The following is a 23,863-nucleotide window of genomic DNA, read 5'->3' on the forward strand; positions in this document are numbered from 1 at the left end:
TCTATTTGTCACCGCTATAGGTCACAAAATTGCGAGGCGTTTCATAAAGTACCACCTCTAAATCGTGTTCTGGATTAATCTTTGCGCGAAGTTTGTCCCAAATAACCACTACAATGTTTTCTGCAGTAGGATTTAAATCAGCAAATTCAGGTACGTCTAAATTCAAGTTTTTATGATCAAAACGATCTTCAATTTCCGCTTTAATTAAATCCGAAAGGATTTTAACATCCATCACATAACCTGTTTCAGGATCAATATGTCCGGTAACACTTACAATCATGTCATAATTATGCCCATGAAAATTGGCATTATTGCACTTCCCAAAAATGCTTTGGTTTTGTTCATCAGACCAATCTTTCCGATACAGCCTGTGAGCCGCATTAAAATGTGCTTTTCGTGAAATTGTAACTTTCATAAATATACTTTTATATCGTGTGTTCCTCTAAATAGTGGTAAAATTTATCAAAAATAATCTTAAACCAAACCGTGTAAATACCGGGATTGTCCTTCATGTCCTGCCGCACCGCTTCAATAGACATGTATTTCCAATTGGCCACTTCTTCACCGTTAATCGCTGGTTCCTCATCAGAATAACCAATCATTACGTGATCCAATTCATGCTCCGTCAAGCCATTATCAAAAGGTGCTTTGTAAATAAAGTGAAACAACTCTTTCAATTCAGCCGTAAAACCCATTTCTTCAAACAAACGTCGTTTCCCAGCTTGAACGTTCGTTTCGCCACTTCTTTGGTGACTGCAACACGTATTGGTCCACAACATTGGCGAGTGGTATTTATGTGAAGCGCGTTGTTGCAACATAATTTCTTTGTCCTTATTTAATATAAAAACAGAAAATGCACGATGTAAAACCGCTTTTTCATGCGCTTCCAACTTGTTCATCAAGCCAATTGGTTCGTCCTTTTCATTCACTAAAATAACTTGTTCTTCCATTCTTTTACAATCCTATAATTTTCAAAATTTTGGCAAAATCTAATCAAGTGTTGCATTCTTTGGGCGTGACCCCTACTGCTTTTGGCTTTCAAAGCAAGCCAAAAGCAGCAGCGGTCGGGCTGTACGCTCCCGCTTTTTTTGGATTGTTAAAAAAAAAAAAAACAATCCAAAAAAGAGCTCCACTTCCATCCCTCACGCAAAAAAATCAATTCCTAACGCAGGTAATAATTGGTGTACATCCTAAATCCATTCCTTAAGAATAGCTCCAAAAATACAAAAAACTTATGAGCTAACTGCCGATTTTTGCGTTTGTGAAATATTTAACGAAAGTACTATAAAAGAATTATTGGTGTACGCTTTCCGCTATTTTCAATGCACATTTCTCCCCATCAATTGCTGCAGAAATAATTCCGCCGGCATACCCCGCTCCTTCTGCACATGGATACAATCCTTTGATGTGAAGGTGCTGATACGAAATAGCATCACGAGGAATTCTTACTGGTGATGAAGTTCGGGATTCAGGAGCGTGAAGGATGGCTTCGTTTGTGAAATAACCTTTCATGGATTTACCAAATTCAACAAAACCTTCCCGCAGCGTTTGCGTAATGAATCCCGGAAAAACGCGTCCCAATTCTACCGAAGTAGTGCCGGGAACATACGACGTTTTAGGAATGGACGCCGAAACTTTGCTTTGTGTAAAATCAACCATTCGTTGGGCAGGCACTTTCTGCGTTTCCCCCGCTACACGCCATGCTTGTTGCTCGATGCTTTTTTGGAATTCCATTCCAGCAAGAGGTCCGAATTTAGCGAAGGGCTTGAAATCTTCTAAACGCAATTCGACCACAATTCCTGAATTGGCGGTAGCTTGGTCTCTTTTGGATGGCGACCAACCGTTCGTTACCACTTCACCCGGACTTGTCGCGCAAGGTGCAATTACGCCACCGGGACACATGCAAAAGGAGTACATGCCGCGACCGTTTATTTGTTTTACTATTGAATAAGGTGCTGGTGGAAGAAATTCGCCTCGAAAATCACAACTGTACTGAATTTTATCAATCAGTTCTTGCGGATGTTCAGCCCGAACGCCTATAGCGAAAGGCTTGGCTTCGATAAATATTTGTTTTTGATGCAACAATTCATAAATATCACGAGCGGAATGACCGGTGGCCAAAATCAAATTAGATGCTAGAATCTTATCGCCATTTTGCGTGACAACGCCTTCAATGGCATTGTTTTTTACAAGAAAATCGACCACTTTGGTATTAAACAAAACTTGTCCACCAAACTCGATGATTTTTTCGCGAATGGCTTGAATGATTTTAGGCAATTTATTGGTTCCAATGTGTGGATGGGCTTCGACTAAAATATCCGGGGAAGCGCCAAAAGCGACAAATAATTCCAGAATTCTATCAACATCTCCCCGCTTTTTAGAACGGGTATATAATTTTCCGTCTGAATAGGTTCCTGCACCCCCTTCGCCATAACAGTAATTGGAATCTTCGTTGACGATGTGGTCAATGTTGATGGCTTTTAAATCCCGTCGGCGTTCTTGAACGTTTTTTCCTCTCTCGAGAACAATTGGCTTTAAGCCCAATTCAATTAATTGCAATGCAGCAAAAAGTCCGGCAGGCCCTGCTCCAACTACAAGAACTTCTTGTGCCTTGGACACGTCTTTGTACTCAGGCAACTCAATTTGCTTTTCAACAATAGCTTCGCCTTGAAAAAACAACACCACCTTTAGATTAATCTTTATCGATTTCTGACGGGCATCTATCGAACGCTTCAAAATGGTAATGTGTTGAATTTCGGCTGAACTAATGCGTTCCAGTCTTGCAATATGTTCTTTAAGCAACTGATTATTGACTGCAATTTCTGGTGCAACTTGAAGCAAGAGTTCTTTAGACATGGATTTTTTTTTGCAAAAATAGGGAATTTATAAAAGATAATATTCATTTATAAATAACCTTACTAATTATAAAATGTAAAAAATTTAAAGCTTTTTGTAAAAAATACTTTACATAAAGAGAAGTTATTATTACATTTGATTGAATTTAAATTTAACAGTTTATGGAAACAAATTTTTTATTACCGAATCGATTCAGCTATTTTGGATGGATTTAAATTACAGCAGCCGTTTTAGCCTGGACGATTTGCTCAATAAGTGAAGATGAATTTTCATTTCTCAATGCACGAGTATTTACAATTGCTGGTGCTGAAATACTGAAACCGACCGAATATTTTACCTTAATCGACGTAAATCTAACCTTTACTATTGTAGGCGTACTTTTTATTTTAGGCGGCCTATTCGTGGCTTTCGCAAAACAAAAAAAAGAAGACGAATTCATTATGAAATTGCGACTTTTGTCTTTTCAGTGGTCTATTTTAATAAATTATACATTACTGTTGTTGTGCTTCATTTTTATTTATGACCTCGCTTTCTTAAATGTAATGATTTACAATATGTTTACGGTTCTCATTTTATTTATCATTCGATTCCATTATTTATTATACAAATTCAACGACACTAGTAATGAAAAATAATATAAAAGTCGAACGCGCCATCAAAGATATTACGCAAGAAGATTTGGCCAAAATTATTTCAGTAAGTCGGCAAACCATTAATGCTATGGAAAAAAATAAGTACGTTCCATCGACCGTATTAGCTTTGAAAATCGCAAAGTATTTTGAAAAATCAGTTGAAGCTATTTTCTTCCTTGACGAAACCGATTGATTGCAAAAAACGATCTAAACATTCTTGAAATCTTGTGAGTTTTTATCCACAAATTTTTAGGCATTTTCGAATGTGGTTTATACCTACAAGGTTTTGAAAACCTTGCAGGATTTAGAGCACATATAGTTAAATTTTCGTTTGAACGATTAAATGAAGCCTACAGATTGTTTAATTATCCCTGACTGGAAGTGGTATCCTTTTCTGGTCTCGTTTTTCACGAGATCAGAAAAGATTTAACGGAAGGCAGGAACATGGTTAAAAAGAAGCCGAAAAGTTGCGATACAAAAAACATTATTAAAAAAAAAGGTTTGGCATAAATCCAAACCTTTTCAATCTAACATGTAATGATTTATTTTTTAATCAATTTGCAATTTACAATGGTTGTACCAACTGTTAATCGAACCAAGTAAACACCCGTTGGAAATTCAGCAATAGAAATACCATTTGCAGTTGCAGCTGTGTTTTTAAATTCTTTTACCAAAGTTCCATTTATAGCATATATGGAAACATTTGAAACTGTTTCGGCACTTTTATTTGCGATATAAAAAGCATCTGAAGCAGGATTTGGATACACTGAAATTAAATTATTCAATGTGCTTTTAGTTGTACCCAATGAAACCGACTGTTCAAGAAAATCTGGAATTCCATTATTATTGGTGTCGTCATCTGCAGGATTATTGTTACCGTTATAATCTTCATTAATGGTTAAAACACCGTCGCCATCGTCGTCATTGTCTAGGTAATTTGGAGTTCCATCGACGTCTGTGTCTAGCAAAGTGGTTTCGGTTCTTCCATTAGGAAGATTTGCAAACACATATTCAACGGAAGTTAAAACCATATCGCCGTCGTCATCGTTATCGATGAAATTTGGAATTCCATCGTTATCCGTATCGTCGTTTGCAAAGTTACCGTCGTTGTTCAAATCTTCATCAATAGTGGGAACGCTATCCAAATCGTAGTCGTTTTGGCAATTGATGGTTCGCAAATCTACTTGTGTAATACTTGTACCGTCCGTTGCATATAGAATTTGATAGTTGGCCGTTGTATTTGTGAAACTTAAAGAGGCAAGCGCATTTTCAGCAAATTGAGCGTCCGAAAGACTAGCGTAAAAATTCAAATTCGCATTTTCTAAATCATCTTTCACCACTTGAAGGTTGAAATCAGCAACTCCAGCAGCTGTATTTTCGCAAGCGATGTAACTGTAATTTGAATTAGAAACAGGCAATGCAAAACGCCAGCCTTCTTGAGTAGCAGTCCAAGGTCCTGTGTTTCTTCCCGGAGGAGTAATTCCTATTGAACCGGTGTCGTTAATTAAACCCGTTACGGCAAGTCCGCCATTCCAAGTAGTACAGGATTGACGTTGCACAATTTGCACATCAACGGTGTTTAGAGTTTCATAAAGAATCATTTGAAAGGTAGTTACTTCTGCATTACCACAATAAAAAGGGGGCTGATTATTAAAAAGCACAACAAACTTGCGGTAAGGTGCGCTTCCTACAACTGAATAAGTTATCGTTCCTGGTGTTGCAGTCGTATTTCCATTACTATTCATATCCGAATAACAACCAAGTATTGCATTTTTGATAGGGAAATCTAAATTAGGGATTGTTGTATTAAAATTATAAGGATTATATCCATTTGCTAATGCAGTATCAAAACGTATATCACCATTTGTACCTATTAGGACTTGATTGAAAGTATTTCCCATAAAAGTAAAATCGAACGTCAGCGGAATTACATCTGAATATTTGTCATCTGATGTAAATTGCACAGGAACAGCAGCTGTATACACTTGATGCGGAATTGAAGTAACACTGTAATCTGTTTGCGCATTCACATGCATTCCGAAAGTGGAAATCATAATGCAAACAACAAAATTTTTAAGAGATAAGTAATTGTTTTTCATATATTTTGTTATATTATTTCAAATTTAAGCATAATTAGTTTACAATTGACCTTTCATTTCAAAACTTCGCAAAGCAAATGAAGCAAGCCAATGTTCGCCTTCGTAATTTCCATCTACTACAGAAGGAAGTGAAAATGTCAAATGTGTATCCGCCAGTTTTTGCAAATGTGAAAATTCTTTTGGATACCTCTGAATAAGGTAATAAAAATTCCACGCACGGCTAAAATTCAAACCATCTAAATGTACTAGATGTCCGTCCGTTCTATCGGAAACTCGGGCCACATCCCAAGTGTACTTTTTGTCGAATAATCTTGGTGCAAATTGCTTTGTCCAAACCAAGAATGATTTAGCAGGCAAAATTCGCTGCATAATTCCTAATTCTTCCAAGCATGGCGATAGAAAATCCGTGCCACTTGGTTCCCAATCAAAAGGACAATTTTGGTCTTTTTCATACAATCGGATGGCATTATCTGCAATACTTTTTTGAAGCGCATCATTTTTAGAATTTATAGCATAATCCCAAGCCAAATTCATCCCGAATGCCGTATTAGAATGTGTTCCAGCACGAATAGGATAGTTTAATTTGGGCAAAAATTCAATATAACGACGCACTATACTATCAGAAAGTGGCTGTAAGTTCTGTGCTAAATCTTTGGCGTAAGCCTCAGAAGAAGAGTCTAATTCCATTTGCAATTTCAGCAACCAAGCCCAACCGTACGTTCGTTCAAACGACTTTTCATGCGGTTTAGAAATGTAGGCTATTTCCTCTTGGATGTTTTGTTTCGATAAATTGACTTTTAATTTCTCAATAATTTCTGCTCGACCTTCCAATTTGGGGAAATGGTTGAGCAAATACACCAAACTCCAATGTCCATGGACCGAAGAATGCCAGTCGAAACAACCGTAAAAAGCAGGATGCAACGTTTTTGGCGAAGCAATTTCAGAACTGTCAATGAGCATTTGACTTAACTTATTGGGATATTCTTGCTGCAAACATTTAATGGGTAATGTTGCCAAGTGATTGGCTTGAGGAAGTGTTAAATTTTGCGCAAAGCAAAAAGAACTTATCGTCAAAAAGAATAAGATGGATTTATACATACCTTGTGTTTTTACCAAAAATAAGCATTTTGAAGCTAAAAATTTCAAATATAAACGTGTAAAATCATTACGGTTTTGCATGCTAGATTTGAAGTCAATTATAAAGCAAAATCAATTAAAGCACCGTATTTTTGCATAAAACAAGCAAAAAATGGAACGTCAAATAAAATTAGTTTGGGATTTTAGAGGCCAAGCGTCCGAAAAGACAGCCGAACATCATGTAACTCACTTAAAGGAATACATTGAAATTGAGCAACTTCCTTTAACTAATACTGGTTTTGAAGTTATCAATGACATGCATGCCATTGCCTATGTTGTGGTTACTGATGCTTATATGATTCAGATTAGAGACGTATTAAAACCACATCGAGGAGAGCTTTTTGAAGGATAGTTGTCAGTTAACGGTTATCCGTTGAAAGTTATCAGTTTTGAAATCAGTCTTTGCACTAGATTTTCTTTTCTTGATTGAAATTGATATTAAAGTCCTTCTATCTTTCCATCCTTAAGTGGTTCTATCTCTAAATCCTAAACTAAAAGCCGTCATGACTACATCAATACTCCACGCCAATTTAAAAGAGCATTTTGGATTTGAGCAATTTCGTCAACATCAAGAAGACATTATTCAGACTGTGCTTTCAGGTCAAGATACTGTTGCAATTATGCCTACAGGTGGTGGAAAATCAATTTGTTTCCAATTGCCTGCGTTATTATTACCGGGAATTACAATCGTGATTTCACCATTAATTGCGTTAATGAAAGACCAAGTGGACAGCTTGAAAGCCAACGGAATTCCGGCTTGTTTTATTAACAGCACTCAAAGTTCAGAAGAACAGCAATTTTACATAGATGCGTTGCGCGAAGGCACCATAAAATTGGTTTATGTGGCGCCCGAAAGTTTATCATATTTAGACCAAGCTTTTAATTCACTCCAAATAAGCTTGATAGCCATTGATGAAGCACATTGTATTTCAGCATGGGGACACGATTTTAGACCGGCATATACCAACTTGGGTTACTTAAAAAATCGCTTTCGGGCAACACCAGTTTTGGCACTAACTGCGACAGCCGATAAAGCTACGCGAGCGGATATTGTACAACAATTAAACCTCATCAATCCAAAAATTGTGGTGGCGTCTTTTGACCGCAAAAATTTGAGTTTAGAAGTTCGTCCGGCATTGGATAGGGTGAAACAAATTATAGATTTTATAGAAAATAGACCCGATGAATCTGGGATCGTTTATTGTTTGAGTCGGAAAACTACCGAGGAATTGGCACAGAAACTACAACAAAAGGGAATCAAAGCAAAGGCCTATCATGCAGGTTTGGAAAGTAAGTTGCGAGCCAAAACGCAGGATGATTTTATTAACGACGATTGCCCAATTGTTTGTGCCACAATCGCTTTTGGAATGGGAATTGACAAGTCAAATGTTCGATGGGTCATTCATTATAACTTGCCCAAAAACATTGAAGGTTACTACCAAGAAATTGGTCGTGCAGGTAGAGACGGATTGCCTTCAGAAACACTTTTATTTGAAAGTTATGCGGACATGATTCAGCTTCAAAAGTTTGCTTCCGAAGGATTAAATTCTGAAGTACAACTGGCAAAATTGCAACGCATGAAGCAATATGCCGACGCTTTAAGTTGCCGACGTAAAATCCTACTGTCCTATTTTGGCGAATTGGTTACCGAAAATTGTGGCAATTGCGATATTTGTAAAAATCCACCCGTGTTTTTTGACGGAACAATTTTGGCACAAAAAGCGCTTTCGGCTATCACACGACTGCAAGAAAATGAACCGTTGACTTTAATAATTGATTTTCTAAGAGGTTCAAAAAATGCATCGATCTACGATAAAGAGTATCAGAATTTAAAATCGTACGGAATTGGTGCCGATATTTCATGGTTTGATTGGAATCAATATTTAATTCAGTTGATTAATCTAGGTTATTGCGAAATTGCTTTTCATCAGAAAAATAGAATTCTACTTACACCTTTGGCACGAAAAGTTTTATTTGAAGGCGAAAAAGTAAAATTAACCGCAGTGGTAAAAAAACCAGCGCCAACCATTGATTTTAAAGAAAAAGCACCTTCAAGAGCAAGTAGTGGACTTTTTGATGTATTGCGAAAACTGCGTTACACAATTTCAAAGGAAGATGAAGTTCCGGCGTATGTTATTTTCAGTGATGCCACACTGCGTCATATGGAAAAAACACGACCAATGAGTGAAGCAGAATTTTTAACGATTGAAGGAGTTGGAAAGGCAAAACTTGAAAAATACGGTTCAGAATTTATTGAAGCAATTATTGAATTTCAGAAAAACAAACCCGTTACCCCTCGCGTGAAAAAAGAAAGCAGTACTTATAAAGAAACTTTAGCTCTTTTTAATGAAAATTTGAGCGTGGAAGAAATCGCAGTGAGGCGTAAATTGGGCGTTTCTACCGTTATTTCGCACATTGCTAAATTGTATTCCGATGATTTATTAAATGATGTAAGTAGCTTTGTTAATTCATCTGAAGTGGATCATATTAGAGAAGCACAAAAGGAGTTACAACCAAATGCTCCTCTGAAATCTTATTTTGACTACTTCGAAGAAGAAATGCCGTACTCGAAAATCAGAATGGGATTGGCAGTTATTGAAAAAGAGCACTAGCATTTTAATGGTACTTTCCAAATACTAAATGGGGTGAAGATATTAAAATTAAATAAGTTACATTAAAAACTAAAAACTAGTTACGAGTTAAAAGTTTGAATTACTTCATAAAATAACTTACTTAACTTTTCATCCGCTTTTCCTGCAGTTGCAATTATATCAGCAATGTCTACTGGTTTTAGATGGTCTGGATCACACTCGTCTGTAATGACACTTATTGCCGCACATGGAACTTTTAATTGGTTGGCAACAATAACTTCTGGCGTAGTACTCATTCCAACCATATCGGCACCAATAATTCCTAAATAGCGGTATTCTGCTCTGGTTTCCAATTGCGGTCCAAACACTGACGCATACACTCCTTCTTTCAATTCTATTTCAAGTTCAGTAGCTTTTAAATGTAGTTTTCCGTTCAAATTAGCATCATAAGGAGCACTCATATCTGGAAAAATGCCACCAAATTCAAAACTATTCAAGCCTTTTAGCGGACTGGATCCTTGTAAATTAATGTGATCGTTTAACAAAACCAAATCGCCTTTTCTAAACGATTTATTTATTCCACCTGCTGCATTGCTTAACAATAATTGCTTGATTCCCAATTTTTGCAAAACACGGATAGGAAATGTAACTTGCTGTAAACTGTAACCTTCATACAAATGAAAGCGACCTTGCATCGCTACAATTTTAGTACTTCCAATAGTGCCAAAAATTAGTTTACCTTTATGAAATTCAACGGTCGATACAGGAAAGTGCGGTATTTCTGCGTAATCAATGGTATGCTCAATATCTACGTAATCTAAAAACTTGCCAAGACCAGTTCCTAAAACAACGCCAAATTCTGGAGCAGTCACAGCTTTTGAGCGTAAAAAATCCGTAGCTTCACTGATCTGATTTGAATAGTTCATAATTTTAAAACTTTATTAAATTAATTACGTAAATAAATATAAATTTACATTACAATACAATCTTTTATGAAAAAAATAGCACTAATAGTACTTTTGTGTTTTACCGCAATGAATTACGCTCAAGAAGTAGATTATGTGGCTTTATCTACAAAATTTGTGCAAGCGGCACTTTCAAATGATCCTAAATTTGATGACTATAAAGCAATTATTGCAAAAGCAGATGAAGCCCAATTATTGAAACAAATTGAGGACGATACTAATAAAAAAACATTTTTCATCAACTTGTATAATGGTTTTACAAATAATGAATTAAAAAAACATCCTGAAAAATATGAAGATAGAGGTGCGTTTTTTAAGTCAAAGCAATTTGTAATCGCAGGACACGAATTGAGCTTGGACGTCATTGAACATGGCTTCTTGAGAAGATCGAGTATCAAGTGGAGTTTAGGCAAATTGCACAAACTATTTCCAAGTAAATTAGACCGAACGTATCGAGTTGACGAAGTAGATTACCGCATCCATTTTGCGCTAAATTGCGGAGCAAAAAGTTGTCCACCTGTCGTTGCTTATACTTCAAAAGATTTAGATCAGCAATTGGAAAAATCCACTAGAGATTATGTGACTAAAATTGCCAAATACAATAAAGAAGAGGATGAGATTACCTTACCCGTACTGATGTCCTGGTTTAGAGGAGATTTTGGCAGTAGATGTGGGATTTTAAAAATCATTAAAAAACTGGAATTAGTTCCTGAAGACCAAAAGCCAAAATTTAAATATGCCGATTACGATTGGACTTTAGATGTTAAAAATCAAAAAATAAACTAGAAAAATGGATAAAAGTTATTACAATTCGGACGACTTAAAAAAGTTTGGAAATATTGTTGATTTCCAGAAAGAAATGGGCGAAAAATTCTTTGACTATTATGGCGAAGTTTTTAAAGAAGGTGCATTAACAGCGCGGGAGAAATCCTTAATTGCTTTGGCGGTAGCGCATGCCGTTCAATGTCCCTATTGCATTGACGCTTACAGCACGGACGCTTATGAAAAAGGATACAGCGAATCGCAAATGATGGAAGCCGTTCATGTTGCCGCCGCGATTCGTGGTGGAGCAAGTTTAGTTCACGGCGTTCAAATGATGAATAAAGTTAAGAAAATTGGCCTATGAGTGCATTTAAAAAAGTGCCGTTGAAATCACTAAAGTCAACTCATAATTCCTTGTCAAAAGCAGAAAATCAACTGCAGATTTTAGAACAAGATCCTTTGCACTTTAAACCGTTCCAGGATAGTTTAGATGCCATCGGACTGTCTCCATTATTGCCTACAAATTTAGAAGTATTTCAAATCAATTTAGGCAAAATGTGCAACCAAGTGTGTACGCATTGTCATGTGGATGCAGGTCCGGATCGGAAAGAAATTATGACCAAGGAAACGATGCAACTCATTTTGGAGGTTTTAAAAAACAACCCGAATTTTAAAATTGTAGACATGACCGGTGGTGCTCCCGAAATGAATCCGAATTTCAGATGGTTTGTGGAAGAAGTGAGTGCACTTGGCATTAAAATTTTAGTACGCTGCAATTTGACCATTATAAAAGCTAATAAAAAATATTACGATTTACCTGATTTTTTCAAACTTCACAATATAGAAGTCGTTTCTTCTTTGCCGTTTTATTCAAAAGACCGAACAGATAAACAGCGAGGAGATGGCGTTTTTAAAAGTTCCATTGAGGCTTTGCAAATGCTCAATACAGTAGGTTACGGCAAGCCAAATTCAGGACTGATCTTAAATTTAGTGTACAATCCAGCAGGAGCATTTTTACCACCCAATCAATCCGCTTTGGAACTTGAATATAAAAAAGCATTGTTCCAAGATTTCGGAATTGAATTCAATAATTTATTTGCAATTACCAATTTACCGGTCAGTCGGTATTTGGATTATTTAATAGCATCTGAAAATTTCGAAGATTACATGACCAAATTAATTGACGCATTTAATCCAGTTGCAGCTTCAAATGTAATGTGTAGAAACACACTCTCTATTGGTTGGGATGGTTATATTTACGATTGTGACTTCAATCAAATGTTGGAATTAAAGGTTTCTAGCAGAGATTCCCAGCACTTATCCGACTTTAAAATCGACTCTTTAAAAAACAGAAAAATAATAGTAAGCAATCACTGTTATGGATGTACGGCAGGCTCTGGAAGCAGTTGTGGCGGTGCCGTTGCTTAATTTCAATCCTATTTATCCACTTAAATTCTCCGAATGCAAAACAAAAAAGCACTCTTATTATTTACAAAAAATCCCGAATTGGGGAAATGCAAAACCCGTCTAGCCAAAACAATTGGGGATGTAAAAGCCCTTGAAATTTATATTAAATTGCTAGAACATACCAGAGAAATAGTAATTCCTGTTGACGTGGACAAATTTGTTTTCTATTCTGAAAATATTGAAAGGGAAGATGATTGGGATAATGCTGTATTTCAAAAGAGAGTACAGAATGGAGACGATTTAGGACAAAAAATGCAAAATGCATTCCGTGAATTATTCCAATTGAAATACGATTCGGTTTGTATCATTGGAAGTGATTGCTACGAATTAAATTCAGAAACCATCAACCAATCTTTCATAGAGTTGGAATCAAAAGATGTAGTTATTGGGCCAACAAATGACGGAGGTTACTATTTACTAGGAATGAAAAAACTACACGCTGCATTATTCGAAAATAAAAATTGGAGCACTGAAACAGTCTATTCGGACACTATTGCTGACTTCGAACAATTTGGTTTATCCTACTCAAATTTGGTAAAACTAACCGATATTGACGAAGAAAAAGATGTACCAAAACACTGGAGATAACGGATCGTGTACACCTTATTTAAAATATTTGCTTTTCTAGCCGTAAAAATCTATTGCCGTAAAACTGTGGCAAATTTTGATGCAACTACTGTGTTTTCTGGTCCGAAAATTTTGGCCAGTAACCATCCCAATTCTTTTTTTGATGCGATACTGATTGCCGTTCATTATCCAAAACCCATTTACTTTTTGGCGCGCGGCGATGCATTCAAGAAGCCTTTGGTTGCCAATTTTTTAAAGGCATTGCATCTCATACCGATTTACAGATTGAGTGAAGGCAAAAATAATTTAAGTAAAAACGATGCTACTTTCAAAAAATGCTTGGAGTTATTGCGGCAAAACCAAACGATTCTTATCTTCTCGGAAGGTTTGTGCGTTAATGAGTGGAATTTGAGACCTTTGAAAAAAGGTACGGCTCGGTTGGCTTTAATGGCATTAAAAGAGGGTATAGCAAATTTAGAAATTCAACCCGTAAATCTTAATTATTCCAATTTTCATCAGAACCCAAAGGATGTAATTATAAATTTCAACGAAGCCTTTTGTCCACAATTTGATGAAACTAGTAAAGAAATCGAATTTCATAAAACGTTTAATTTCAAATTGAAAAACGGAATTCTGAATAAAATGTATATTGCCATCCAAGTGAAAAAAGTGGCTCTTTTTAAAAATAAAGAGAATAAGTTAAAGCAATTACTTTTGGTAATTCCAGCAAGTATTGGATTTATACTCAATTATTGGATTTATGCAATTTTTAAAAATTTTGCACTAAAAAAAACTACAAATACCGTCTTTTACGATTCGATTTTATTTGGATTACTGTTTCTATGTTACCCAATCATCGTAAGTATACTTTGTGTTTTTCTTGGATTACTAGTCAATTTTCAAGCCGCATTATTTCTGTTTTTCCTCTTTCCACTCAGTGCTTGGTCATACAGAGAATATAAAAGCTAGGTTATTTTACCTTGCTTAAAGCAAGCATTTTAATCATCCAATTCGGCAAAGGTTTCTCTCTGTTTCTTTTCCTTAAATCTAAAAACCAGCCTATTTTTTTAAAAATAGGGACTTTATGAGTTTCAACCAATTCGATAAGCGTTCCATCGGGATCTTCAACATAGCAAAAACGACCAGAAGCATTGTCCATTTCAAATGTGTTGGCGCTGTCTACCGTAAATTTATAATTATTATTTTCAGCGTGCAATTTAAAGGCGTCCATATCTAATACGTCAAAACACAGATGGATAAAACCACAATCGCCCCAAAATCTATTCTCATAAATTTTTTTAGGCTTTTCGTTAATAATTTGAATGAGCTCTATTGTAATGTTTCCTAACAGTTTATTGAAAGCACCTTTACCTGTAGCTGCTTTTTGCAATCCCACTTTTCGGTAGATACTATTATTTTCAGAAAATTCATAATCGTACAAAATAGTATCGAGACCCACTACTTCTTGATAGAAATGCAATGATTTTTCCATATTGGAAACACCAATTACAGCACCAATTACGCCACCCAAATCGTGCTTTCCTGTTTGAAACCAATCGTCTTTTGGAATAATTTTAAATGCATTTGTTCCATCATTTACCCAGAAATATGCAGTACCACTCGCGCAATTTTGTATTTCAGACACTGAGATTGCATCAATACTTTTTAGTCTTTGGTGCGATTTTTCAATGTCAACTGACTTCAAAATCGCTGCATAAATTCCTAAATCGCCTAGTTTGATAGAATTACAATGTACCGGTTTCCTGTTCAAATATTGCCAGATTTCAACTCCTCCTCCACCTTGCAGGTTCATGGTGAGAATGGCTCTTCTTTCAAATACTTTATTACCAGTGTATGCAGTCATTAAACTGGCTTTTGCAACATCATCAAAAACCAAAACATCCAGTCCAAACAAATGTTTGTATAGATGCATCGCTTGCTCTGCGTTAGAAACACCGATTCCAATTTGCTGAATTCCAGATAAATAATGATGCGACATTTACTCTTTTATTTTAATCCTTTGTTATGGGCTATTTTATAATACAACGACGGACTGAACCACCAAAGCCAAAACAAAAACCGTTCGGCTTTAAGAATGAGAACGGATTTTTTGTTATTTGAAATTCCCTTCAAAATTTTTTCTGCACAGACGGAAACATGCATTCCCACCTGATTGTTTTCGTCCGTAGTTCCAAATTGACTTCCATTTCCGACTAAAGCATTGCGGGAAATTGGCGTATCAATCCTGCCTGGATATACGAGACAAATATGAATGTTGGTTTTATAAAATTCACATTGCAAGGTTTCCAAATACCCTTTTATAGCATGTTTTGAAGCACAATATCCTGAACGTAAGGGAAAACCAATTAATCCAGCAATGCTACTAATTACTGTCATACTGCCTGAATTTTGCTTTTTGAAATACGGTAAAATCGATTGAGTCAATGCTACTGGAGCAAAATAGTTGATGTCCATTAGTTTTTTATAGACCTCCATTGAAGTTTGGTCCGCCAAAGAGCGTTGACTGATGCCGGCGCTTTGGATTACAAAATCAATTTTTCCCTCCAATTGCATTGCAGTATCAACTAACGAAGCAATTCCGTCCACTTCCAATAAGTTGTAAGGTAAAACATGTGTTTTGCAACTGAGTTCAGAAGCTAGATTTTCTAAAGCACTTGTAGTTGTAGAAGTCAGAATTAATATAGCATTTTGCTTGGCAAGTTGCACCGCTAATTCTTTACCAATTCCTGAGGAAGCGCCCGTTATCCAAACAATCTTGTTTTTAAAATGCATTTTTTCGGTAGCTTAGAAGTTCCTTATATTTTGAAACCATAGCATTTTGAGAAGCACCCTTTTTATACATTTTTACAATTTTTAAATTGGCTAACTGGACCGTCAAATAGGAATTTTGCTCGTATTTTCGAGCTGAAATTAAGGTTGATTTCGGGATGAGTTTAAAATTACCGCGCTCCCAAAGTCGTTGGATAAAATCATAGTCTTCCATGATGAACATTTCTTCATTAAAACTTCCAATCTGATTCCAAAGTGTTTTTGTTATAAATATTCCTTGGTCGCCACCTCTAAAAAACAAGTAATTAAATCGGGTAAAAAAAGCGTTGATTTTTAATAAAAAACGATTGCTGTCAAATTGTGTTCTAAAACTCCCACAGTCATAATTTTTTGCAATAGCATTTTTTATCAATTCAAAGAAATAAGGATTTGGTAAGCTATCGGCATGGACAAAAAAGTAAACGTCGCCTACGGCATTTTGAACTCCAAAATTCATTTGACCCGCTCTACCTTTCACTTCAGAAATAAGTGTTTTCACACCCAATTCCTTAGCAATTGCAATTGTTCCGTCAGTACTTGCACCATCAGAAATTATAATTTCATAATCCTGACCTTTAAGATTTTTTTGAAGATGTAAAATTATTTTCGCAATAGACAACGCTTCATTAAAAGTAGGAATGATGATGGATAAATACATAAACTAAGGTGTCAATTCGCCACTTCGCTGATGAACTTTATACGCATCAAACGCAATTCCTCAGTATCAAAATCGCCGTCAAATTCGATCAATGCATTTTTTATACTGTCGGATTCCGATTCCATATAATATTCAAAGATTTGCTCTTGCTGTTCATCGTCTAGCAAATCATCGATATAATATTTAATGTTGAGTTTTGTACCTGAATACACAATCATTTCCATTTCTTTCAATAATGCATCCATTTCCAAACCTTTTGCTTTTGCAATGTCGTTCAGCGATAGTTTCCTATCGATGTTTTGAATGATATACAACTTATTGGCTGAATTTACTCCAGTTGATTTTACAACCAAATCATCCGGTCGGACAATATCATTTTCCTCTACATATCGAGCGATAAGTTCAGCAAATTCTTTTCCGTATTTCTTGGCTTTTCCTTCTCCAACTCCATGAATACTTCCTAATTCGGTAATTGAAACTGGGTATTTGAGCGCCATATCTTCTAACGAAGGATCTTGAAACACTACAAAAGGAGGAACGCCTAGTTTTTTTGAAACTTTTTTACGTAAATCTTTCAACATGGTCATCAGCACTTCATCAGCTATTCCAGACGTTTTAGATGCCGTGACAATAGTAGCATCTTCCTTCTCATTGTATTCATGGTCTTCCGACATCATAAACGAAACAGGATTATCGATGTACTGAAGTCCTTTTTCAGTCACTTTTAAAATACCATAAGTTTCAATGTCTTTGGAAAGGTAATTCTCAACCAATACTTGGCGAATCAATGCCATCCAATGCCGCTCTTCCATTCCCGCACCAACACCAAAAAATGCTTGAGCGTCCGTTCTATGGGCTTTTATGGTAGCGTTAATTTTTCCAACTAATGTATAGACAATTTCTTTTGACTTGTATAGATGTTTGGTGTCGCGCACCACTTTAAGCAGTTTGACCACTTCATCTTTCGCTTCTTTTTTACTTTTTGGATTCCGAACATTGTCGTCCATATCGGCACCTTCTCCGGTTTCTGAACTAAATTCTTCACCGAAATAGTGCAATAGAAACTTCCGTCTTGACATTGAAGTTTCGGCATAAGCCACCACTTCTTGCAGTAATGCAAAACCAATTTCTTGTTCTGCAACTGGTTTTCCTGACATGAATTTTTCTAATTTTTCAACATCTTTATAGGAATAGTAAGCCAAACAATGGCCTTCACCACCGTCTCGACCGGCACGTCCTGTTTCTTGGTAATAACTTTCTAATGATTTAGGAATATCATGGTGAATTACAAAACGCACATCGGGTTTGTCAATTCCCATTCCAAAAGCGATCGTTGCCACAACTACATCCACGTCTTCCATCAAGAACATATCTTGATGACGGGCTCTCGTTTTTGCATCTAAACCGGCATGGTACGGAACTGCACTAATCCCATTGACTTGCAAAACTTGTGCAACAGCTTCCACTTTTTTACGACTCAAGCAATAAATAATTCCCGATTTTCCTTTATGCAGTTTGATGAAACGGATGATATCCGATTCTACATTTTTGGTTTTGGTACGAACTTCGTAATATAAATTCGGACGATTAAAAGACGCTTTGAATGTATTGGCATTTGGCATATCCAAATTTTTCAAGATGTCTTCTTGCACCTTTGGAGTTGCCGTAGCCGTCAATCCTATAATTGCTACGTCGCCCAATTGCTTAATTATATGACGTAAATTCCTGTATTCTGGTCGGAAATCATGACCCCATTCTGAAATACAATGTGCTTCATCAATGGCCACAAAAGAGATGGTCACCGTTTTTAAAAATTCAACATATTCAAGTTTTGTTAAAGATTCTGGAGCTACGTATAAAAGTTTGGTAATTCCAGAAGTAATATCACGCTTGACTTGCGCAATTTCTGTTTTTGTCAAAGATGAGTTCAATACATGCGCTACTCCGGGATCTGAAGAAAGACTCCGGATGGCATCAACCTGATTTTTCATCAATGCAATTAAAGGAGAAACAACAATAGCTGTTCCGTCTTTAATTAAAGCAGGCAATTGGTAACATAATGATTTACCCCCACCTGTAGGCATAATTACAAAGGTATTAATATCTTGAATAATACTTTTTATAACTTGTTCCTGTAAACCTTTGAATTGGTTGAAACCAAAATACTTCTTTAACTCCTTATGGATATCAATTTCGCTTGAATTCATTCTTTATTAAGTGTATTTTATATAAATTTGCAGAACATAAAGATAGTACTTTCTTTTACACCAACAAATATAATAACTATTCTATTTTGAATTCATCTGAAACGATTAAGGCCACTGCAAAAAAGACGATAAGCACTGAAAGCAAAGCCATTATACAACTGCTTGATTTTATTAATGACGATTTTGTTAAAAGTGTTGACCTAATCTTACAAACAAAGGGTCGACTTATAGTAACTGGAATAGGAAAAAGTGCCATAATTGCTCAAAAAATTGTGGCAACTATGAATTCTACCGGAACACCTTCTATGTTCCTTCATGCATCAGAAGCGATACATGGCGACCTAGGAATGGTGCAGCCGCAAGACATCATAATTTGCATCTCAAAAAGTGGAAACAGTCCAGAAATAAAGGTCTTGGTCCCGATTATCCAACGCTTTGGAAATATTCTCATCGCCATGACGGGAAATAGGACTTCTTTTTTAGCAAAAGGTGCTAATTATGTTTTAGATACCACCGTAGAAGAAGAAGCTTGTCCGTTAAATTTGGCGCCAACATCCAGCACCACAGCTCAATTGGTTATGGGGGATGCAGTAGCAGTGTGCTTAATGGAATTGCGTAATTTTAAAAGCGAAGATTTTGCAAAGTACCATCCTGGTGGCGCTTTGGGCAAGAAGTTATTACTTCAGGTAAAAGATATGTTGGAACATTCATTAAAACCAATGGTTGGCCCAGACACTTCTGTAAAACAAGCGATTTTTGAAATTTCAGAAAAAAGATTGGGTGTTACAGCGGTTATTGACCACGGAAAAGTAATTGGTATTATTACCGATGGAGACATCCGAAGAATGTTAAATGAACGGGATTCAATTACGGGATTAACAGCAAAGGACATTATGACCAAAAATCCAAAAATGGTAAAAGCCTCAGACATGGTGGTAGACGCCTTGAATATTTTAGAAGATTTTTCAATTACACAACTCGTTGTTTTAGACGGGGAAGAATATAAAGGTATCTTGCACCTGCACGATATTTTAAAAGAAGGAATTGTATAATGGCAAAGAAAAACACGGGCGAAATGTCCTTTTTAGATCATCTTGAAGTATTGCGTTGGGTTTTAATTCGAAGCACAATAGCCATACTTGTAGGTGCGGCAATAGCTTATAATTACAGTGATTTTATTTTTGATGTTGTTATTTTCGGCCCAAAAAGTGCTGATTTCGTAACCTATCAATTTTTCTGCGATATGGCTACCAAATATGGCTTGGACCAAAGTTTTTGCATTACCGAACTTCCCTTTACCATTCAAAACAGAACTATGGAAGGACAGTTTTCCATGTTAATTTGGACTTCTGTAACCGCCGGTTTCATCATAGCGTTCCCCTTTATTTTATGGGAATTATGGAAATTTGTAGGTCCAGCTTTATACGAAAAAGAGAAGAAGAACATTAAATATTTTATCTTCCTAGCTTCGCTCCTATTTTTTATTGGAGTTGCTTTTGGCTATTTTGTATTGGTTCCATTGTCCATCAATTTCTTATCTAACCTGACCATCAGTAGTCAGGTGCAAAATCAAATTGATATTGACTCCTATATTGGTTTAGTAAAATCCACTTCTTTAGCAACAGGATTGGTTTTTGAATTGCCTATTATTATTTATTTTTTATCCCGAATTGGACTTGTTACTCCAAAGTTTTTGCGCGATTACCGCAAATATGCTTATGTTATCATATTGATTATTGCCGCAATTGTAACACCGCCGGACATCATTAGTCAAATGATTGTAACTATTCCACTAATTATTTTATACGAAATAAGTATTTTTATTTCCAAAATTGTCAATAAAAACAGAGACGCTAAAACAGTTTAATTATGAGTGATGTTGTAAAAGAATTCAATGACTACCGTCAAAAAATGAATGAGAAATTATTGGCTGACAATAATAAAATCATCAAACGTATTTTTAATTTGGACACAAATGCTTACGCACCTGGAGCTTTGGATGTAAAAACCAAAGAGCTCCTAGGTTTAGTTGCTTCCGCAGTTTTAAGGTGTGATGATTGCGTAAAATACCATTTGGAAACAAGTCACAAAGAAGGCGTAACAAAAGATGAGGTAATGGAAGCTTTAGGAATTGCCACTTTAGTAGGCGGAACCATTGTTGTACCGCATTTGAGAAGAGCTTACGAATTTTGGGAAGCTTTAGAAGAAAGTGCTCAATAATCAGGTTTTTTAGGTAAGAGTTTTAGGTTGTAAGTTATAGGCTATAGGTTTTTGAATCGATTTTATTAAAACTATTAAGTTGCTCTAAGATCGTTCTTCAATGCTCTGTGTTCTATGCCTTACATTCTTTTCACTATATTCTCCTACCCTAATCCAAATTTGAAGTTAAATGAATTCGATACAAAAATGTAATTCGTTTCTTTGTAAAACATAATAAATTCAGCACACATGAAGTTAAGAGCCGAAAATTTAATTAAAACCTACAAAGGCAGAAGCGTTGTAAAAGGTATTTCTGTAGAAGTAAATCAAGGTGAAATTGTAGGACTTTTGGGACCAAATGGTGCTGGAAAAACCACTTCCTTCTATATGATTGTGGGATTGGTAAAACCAAATTCTGGAAATATATTTTTAGATGATATGAATATTACCGATTTTCCAATGTACAAAAGAGCCCAGTATGGCATTGGTTATTTGGCCCAAGAAGCATCGGTTTTTAGGAAATTAAGTATTGAAGACAATATATTAAGCGTTTTGCAATTAACAAAGTTATCTAAGGACGAACAAATTGCCAAAATGGAGTCGCTGATCGAAGAATTCAGCTTGGAACACATCCGTACCAATCGTGGTGATTTACTTTCTGGAGGTGAACGTCGGCGAACAGAAATTGCTAGAGCTTTAGCAACTGACCCCAAATTCATCTTGTTAGACGAACCTTTTGCCGGTGTAGATCCTGTTGCCGTGGAAGACATTCAACGAATTGTAGCACAATTGAAAAATAAGAATATTGGTATTTTAATAACCGACCACAACGTACAAGAAACACTTGCCATTACCGACAAAACGTACCTTATGTTTGAAGGAGGAATCCTGAAGGCGGGCGTTCCCGAAGAATTAGTGCAGGACGAAATGGTTCGACGCGTCTATTTAGGTCAGAACTTCGAATTGCGTAAAAAGAAATTAGAGTTTTAAGCGACTGACATTCAATTTTGGTGTTTCATTTTAATGAAGACAAAACGCTATTTAAGAATAATCCTTACGAAAACACGAATCAAACACCTCAATTATTATTTATAATTGAGGTGTTTTTTTTATGATAATTTTATTTAGGACAAACCACTATAATCTGTGGCACTTTTATAAATTTATTCAGAAAAATAATTACATTCGAAGTAACTTTTTTTTGCGAAATCTAAATAAGTTTTACTATTTTCACACAATATTTACAAACTGTTTGTTAAAACATATTTTTATGCTTAGAAAACTCCTCACCTTTTCCTTCCTATTGATTCAGTTCTGTGTCCTAGCACAAAGTAAAGTAGTCACTATTTTAGATGCAAGTACGGGCGAAAACATTCCCTATGCCAATATAAAAGTAGGAACAGAAATTAATACTGTTTCAAATAGTGAAGGGAAATTTACCCTCGTAGCCACTGAAGCAGACAACCAGAAAGCGATACTTGTTTCTTACATCGGTTATGAATCTCAACAGTTAACGGTAAAGAAATTGGAGCAACAAAATTTCATAATCAAGCTGATTCCTGCTATTTACGAATTGAGTGACGTTAATGTTACTGATAAGAAAGAGGACGCCAATTCCATTATGGCAAAAGTTAAAGCAAATATAAATGAAAATTACATTGCATCAGACACGCCTTTAAAAAACACCGTATTCCTGCGCGAAGAGTCTAATTTTAAAGCGAAGCAATTAAAAATCGAAGTCGAAAAATCATCTGGATTCTCTAAAAGTAAATTGAAAGATGTAAACACTGAAATTTCAAATTACATTGCCCAAACAACGAAAAACCCACCACGTGAGTTTAAAGATTTCCTTGGCGATTACAGCTCGAAGTTGACTAAAAAAGAGGGTAAATCTGTTATTTCTAATAAACTAAATGTGCTCAAAGCAACAACCATTAAAGACCAAAACAGATCAAGTTCTATAGATGAGTTAGAAAAAACCACCTCAAATTTATTTCTAAAACACCTAGATACTACCAAATTTTACAGGGTAAAAAGTGGCTGGATTGGATCTAGAGACACCGTATCGTTTAGCAAAAGTTTCAACGAAAAGAAGAAAAAGGAAAATAAAAAACCAGAGCCGAAAAATGTGACTGGTGCAAAATCTTCTTTGACTGAATTACAAAGTGAACTGCATCCTGCTTATGGCGCGGTAACCGAATTTATGCGAAACACGGATTGGTACACCTACACTTCTGATGGTGCAATTTTTACAGCAGATTATAAATTAGTATATGTAATTAAATTTAAACCTAAAAAAAGCAAAGCCTCTTACGAAGGCACAATGTACGTTTCTGAAAACGACTATGCTGTAGTGAAAGCCAATTACGCCTTAGCACCAGGAAAAACACTTTCTGGAATTAATTTAAAATTACTTTTGGGAATTAAATTCAGGAATAATGTGAGTCGAGGAACGCTCATTTACAAAGAAAATCCTGAAACAAATAAGTACTATTTGCACTACGCAAATAAGGAAAACGGCCAGTATTTTTATGTAAATAGGCCTTTAAAATTTATTGAATTGACAGAAGGCGACGGTGATGTTTTGGCGCTAGACATAAAAGCTGAAGGACAAATTTTAAACAAAACAGAGTATTTGAACTTAAATCAAAAAGAAATTACAGCTGCTGAATTTGAACAAATCAAGGAAGTAGATTTCAAATACCTGAATTTAAGAAAATATGACCCAAATATATATAAAGAATTTACGGTGATTGAACCTAACGAAGAGATGAAACAGTTTTTAATTCAAGACTAACTTTTAATTAAAATAGTGTGATTTTAAAGTAGTAAAACATACATCAAAAGCACCTTCATTTAAAATATCCCGTTCATCTGGCGAAATTATTTCAGCA

The 23,863-nt window shown here is 35.7% G+C and carries 23 protein-coding genes; 13 read left to right on the plus strand and 10 right to left on the minus strand.

The genetic code is table 11. The features are described from left to right. Position 1 precedes the first annotated feature (1 nt). The 3 genes from H602_RS0101665 to H602_RS0101680 form a co-directional block, all read right to left on the minus strand. On the minus strand, positions 2-415 hold the full coding sequence (locus tag H602_RS0101665) for a 6-pyruvoyl trahydropterin synthase family protein (protein WP_026976453.1): 414 nt from the start codon (positions 413-415) through the stop codon (positions 2-4). 10 nt (positions 416-425) lie between these two features. Then, positions 426-950, minus strand: a complete 525-nt coding sequence (idi, locus tag H602_RS0101670) for an isopentenyl-diphosphate Delta-isomerase (RefSeq protein WP_026976454.1) — start codon at positions 948-950, stop codon at positions 426-428. A gap of 343 nt (positions 951-1,293) precedes the next feature. Further along, positions 1,294-2,856: an NAD(P)/FAD-dependent oxidoreductase gene (locus tag H602_RS0101680; RefSeq protein ID WP_026976456.1), complete on the minus strand. Its 1,563-nt coding sequence runs from the start codon at positions 2,854-2,856 to the stop codon at positions 1,294-1,296. Positions 2,857-3,480: 624 nt separating this feature from the next. Between H602_RS0101680 and H602_RS0101690 the strand changes: the two genes are divergently transcribed. Further along, positions 3,481-3,681 carry a helix-turn-helix transcriptional regulator gene (locus H602_RS0101690; protein WP_026976458.1) on the plus strand — a complete coding sequence of 67 codons (201 nt, stop codon included), beginning with the start codon at positions 3,481-3,483 and terminating at the stop codon, positions 3,679-3,681. 349 nt (positions 3,682-4,030) lie between these two features. On the opposite strand, the gene H602_RS19230 is transcribed toward H602_RS0101690, so the two are convergent. Together H602_RS19230 and H602_RS0101700 are read right to left on the minus strand one after the other, a co-directional pair. Then, entirely contained in the window at positions 4,031-5,587 is a 1,557-nt protein-coding gene (locus H602_RS19230) for a T9SS type A sorting domain-containing protein (protein ID WP_084404186.1), read from the minus strand. A gap of 39 nt (positions 5,588-5,626) precedes the next feature. Further along, positions 5,627-6,685, minus strand: coding sequence for a DUF2891 domain-containing protein (locus H602_RS0101700; RefSeq protein ID WP_051224126.1), 1,059 nt, complete (start codon positions 6,683-6,685; stop codon positions 5,627-5,629). A 151-nt stretch (positions 6,686-6,836) separates the two neighbouring features. Here H602_RS0101700 and H602_RS0101705 point away from each other — a divergent pair, with 151 nt between their 5' ends. Both H602_RS0101705 and recQ read left to right on the plus strand, forming a co-directional pair. Continuing rightward, complete coding sequence (locus H602_RS0101705) at positions 6,837-7,076, plus strand: hypothetical protein (RefSeq protein ID WP_026976460.1); 240 nt, start codon at positions 6,837-6,839, stop codon at positions 7,074-7,076. Between the two features lie 151 nt (positions 7,077-7,227). Next, the gene (gene recQ, locus H602_RS0101710; RefSeq protein ID WP_026976461.1) at positions 7,228-9,336 is read left to right on the plus strand and encodes a DNA helicase RecQ; all 2,109 of its coding nucleotides are present in this window, start codon (positions 7,228-7,230) and stop codon (positions 9,334-9,336) included. 80 nt (positions 9,337-9,416) lie between these two features. On the opposite strand, the gene H602_RS0101715 is transcribed toward recQ, so the two are convergent. Then, on the minus strand, positions 9,417-10,241 hold the full coding sequence (locus H602_RS0101715) for a purine-nucleoside phosphorylase (protein ID WP_026976462.1): 825 nt from the start codon (positions 10,239-10,241) through the stop codon (positions 9,417-9,419). 66 nt (positions 10,242-10,307) lie between these two features. Between H602_RS0101715 and H602_RS0101720 the strand changes: the two genes are divergently transcribed. The 5 genes from H602_RS0101720 to H602_RS19235 all read left to right on the plus strand — a co-directional run bounded on the left by H602_RS0101720 (position 10,308) and on the right by H602_RS19235 (position 14,045). Continuing rightward, positions 10,308-11,066, plus strand: coding sequence for a DUF547 domain-containing protein (locus tag H602_RS0101720; protein WP_026976463.1), 759 nt, complete (start codon positions 10,308-10,310; stop codon positions 11,064-11,066). Positions 11,067-11,070: 4 nt separating this feature from the next. After that, a complete protein-coding gene (locus tag H602_RS0101725) occupies positions 11,071-11,406 on the plus strand; it encodes an arsenosugar biosynthesis-associated peroxidase-like protein (protein ID WP_026976464.1) in 336 nt (111 codons plus the stop codon). Continuing rightward, entirely contained in the window at positions 11,403-12,470 is a 1,068-nt protein-coding gene (gene arsS, locus H602_RS0101730; RefSeq protein WP_425402311.1) for an arsenosugar biosynthesis radical SAM (seleno)protein ArsS, read from the plus strand. Before H602_RS0101725 ends, arsS begins: the two co-directional genes overlap by 4 nt. 33 nt (positions 12,471-12,503) lie before the next feature. Next, positions 12,504-13,097 (plus strand): TIGR04282 family arsenosugar biosynthesis glycosyltransferase, encoded by a 594-nt coding sequence (locus H602_RS0101735; RefSeq protein ID WP_026976466.1) that lies wholly within the window; start codon positions 12,504-12,506, stop codon positions 13,095-13,097. Positions 13,098-13,163: 66 nt separating this feature from the next. Beyond that, positions 13,164-14,045: a 1-acyl-sn-glycerol-3-phosphate acyltransferase gene (locus H602_RS19235; RefSeq protein ID WP_051224114.1), complete on the plus strand. Its 882-nt coding sequence runs from the start codon at positions 13,164-13,166 to the stop codon at positions 14,043-14,045. Position 14,046: 1 nt separating this feature from the next. On the opposite strand, the gene H602_RS0101745 is transcribed toward H602_RS19235, so the two are convergent. From H602_RS0101745 to H602_RS0101760, 4 genes are read right to left on the minus strand one after another with little or no spacing between them, the layout of a single operon-like run. Continuing rightward, positions 14,047-15,075, minus strand: a complete 1,029-nt coding sequence (locus H602_RS0101745; protein WP_026976467.1) for a VOC family protein — start codon at positions 15,073-15,075, stop codon at positions 14,047-14,049. 8 nt (positions 15,076-15,083) lie between these two features. Next, on the minus strand, positions 15,084-15,869 hold the full coding sequence (locus H602_RS0101750) for an SDR family oxidoreductase (RefSeq protein ID WP_026976468.1): 786 nt from the start codon (positions 15,867-15,869) through the stop codon (positions 15,084-15,086). Then, a complete protein-coding gene (locus H602_RS0101755; RefSeq protein ID WP_026976469.1) occupies positions 15,859-16,563 on the minus strand; it encodes a TIGR04283 family arsenosugar biosynthesis glycosyltransferase in 705 nt (234 codons plus the stop codon). The genes H602_RS0101750 and H602_RS0101755 overlap by 11 nt, the downstream gene beginning before the upstream one ends. Before the next feature lie 11 nt (positions 16,564-16,574). Next, positions 16,575-18,770, minus strand: coding sequence for a RecQ family ATP-dependent DNA helicase (locus tag H602_RS0101760; protein ID WP_026976470.1), 2,196 nt, complete (start codon positions 18,768-18,770; stop codon positions 16,575-16,577). An 86-nt stretch (positions 18,771-18,856) separates the two neighbouring features. Between H602_RS0101760 and H602_RS0101765 the strand changes: the two genes are divergently transcribed. The 5 genes from H602_RS0101765 (at position 18,857) to H602_RS0101790 (ending at position 23,766) form a co-directional block, all read left to right on the plus strand. After that, positions 18,857-19,822 (plus strand): KpsF/GutQ family sugar-phosphate isomerase, encoded by a 966-nt coding sequence (locus tag H602_RS0101765; RefSeq protein WP_026976471.1) that lies wholly within the window; start codon positions 18,857-18,859, stop codon positions 19,820-19,822. Then, positions 19,822-20,637, plus strand: a complete 816-nt coding sequence (gene tatC / locus H602_RS0101770) for a twin-arginine translocase subunit TatC (RefSeq protein WP_026976472.1) — start codon at positions 19,822-19,824, stop codon at positions 20,635-20,637. Before H602_RS0101765 ends, tatC begins: the two co-directional genes overlap by 1 nt. Before the next feature lie 2 nt (positions 20,638-20,639). After that, positions 20,640-20,990: a carboxymuconolactone decarboxylase family protein gene (locus H602_RS0101775; protein ID WP_026976473.1), complete on the plus strand. Its 351-nt coding sequence runs from the start codon at positions 20,640-20,642 to the stop codon at positions 20,988-20,990. A gap of 228 nt (positions 20,991-21,218) precedes the next feature. Then, positions 21,219-21,959 (plus strand): LPS export ABC transporter ATP-binding protein, encoded by a 741-nt coding sequence (gene lptB, locus H602_RS0101785; RefSeq protein ID WP_026976474.1) that lies wholly within the window; start codon positions 21,219-21,221, stop codon positions 21,957-21,959. A gap of 280 nt (positions 21,960-22,239) precedes the next feature. Continuing rightward, positions 22,240-23,766, plus strand: coding sequence for a carboxypeptidase-like regulatory domain-containing protein (locus H602_RS0101790; RefSeq protein WP_026976475.1), 1,527 nt, complete (start codon positions 22,240-22,242; stop codon positions 23,764-23,766). The last annotated feature ends 97 nt before the right edge of the window (positions 23,767-23,863 follow it).

The sequence above is a fragment of the Flavobacterium tegetincola DSM 22377 genome (genome assembly GCF_000425485.1).
GTDB lineage: Bacteria > Bacteroidota > Bacteroidia > Flavobacteriales > Flavobacteriaceae > Flavobacterium > Flavobacterium tegetincola.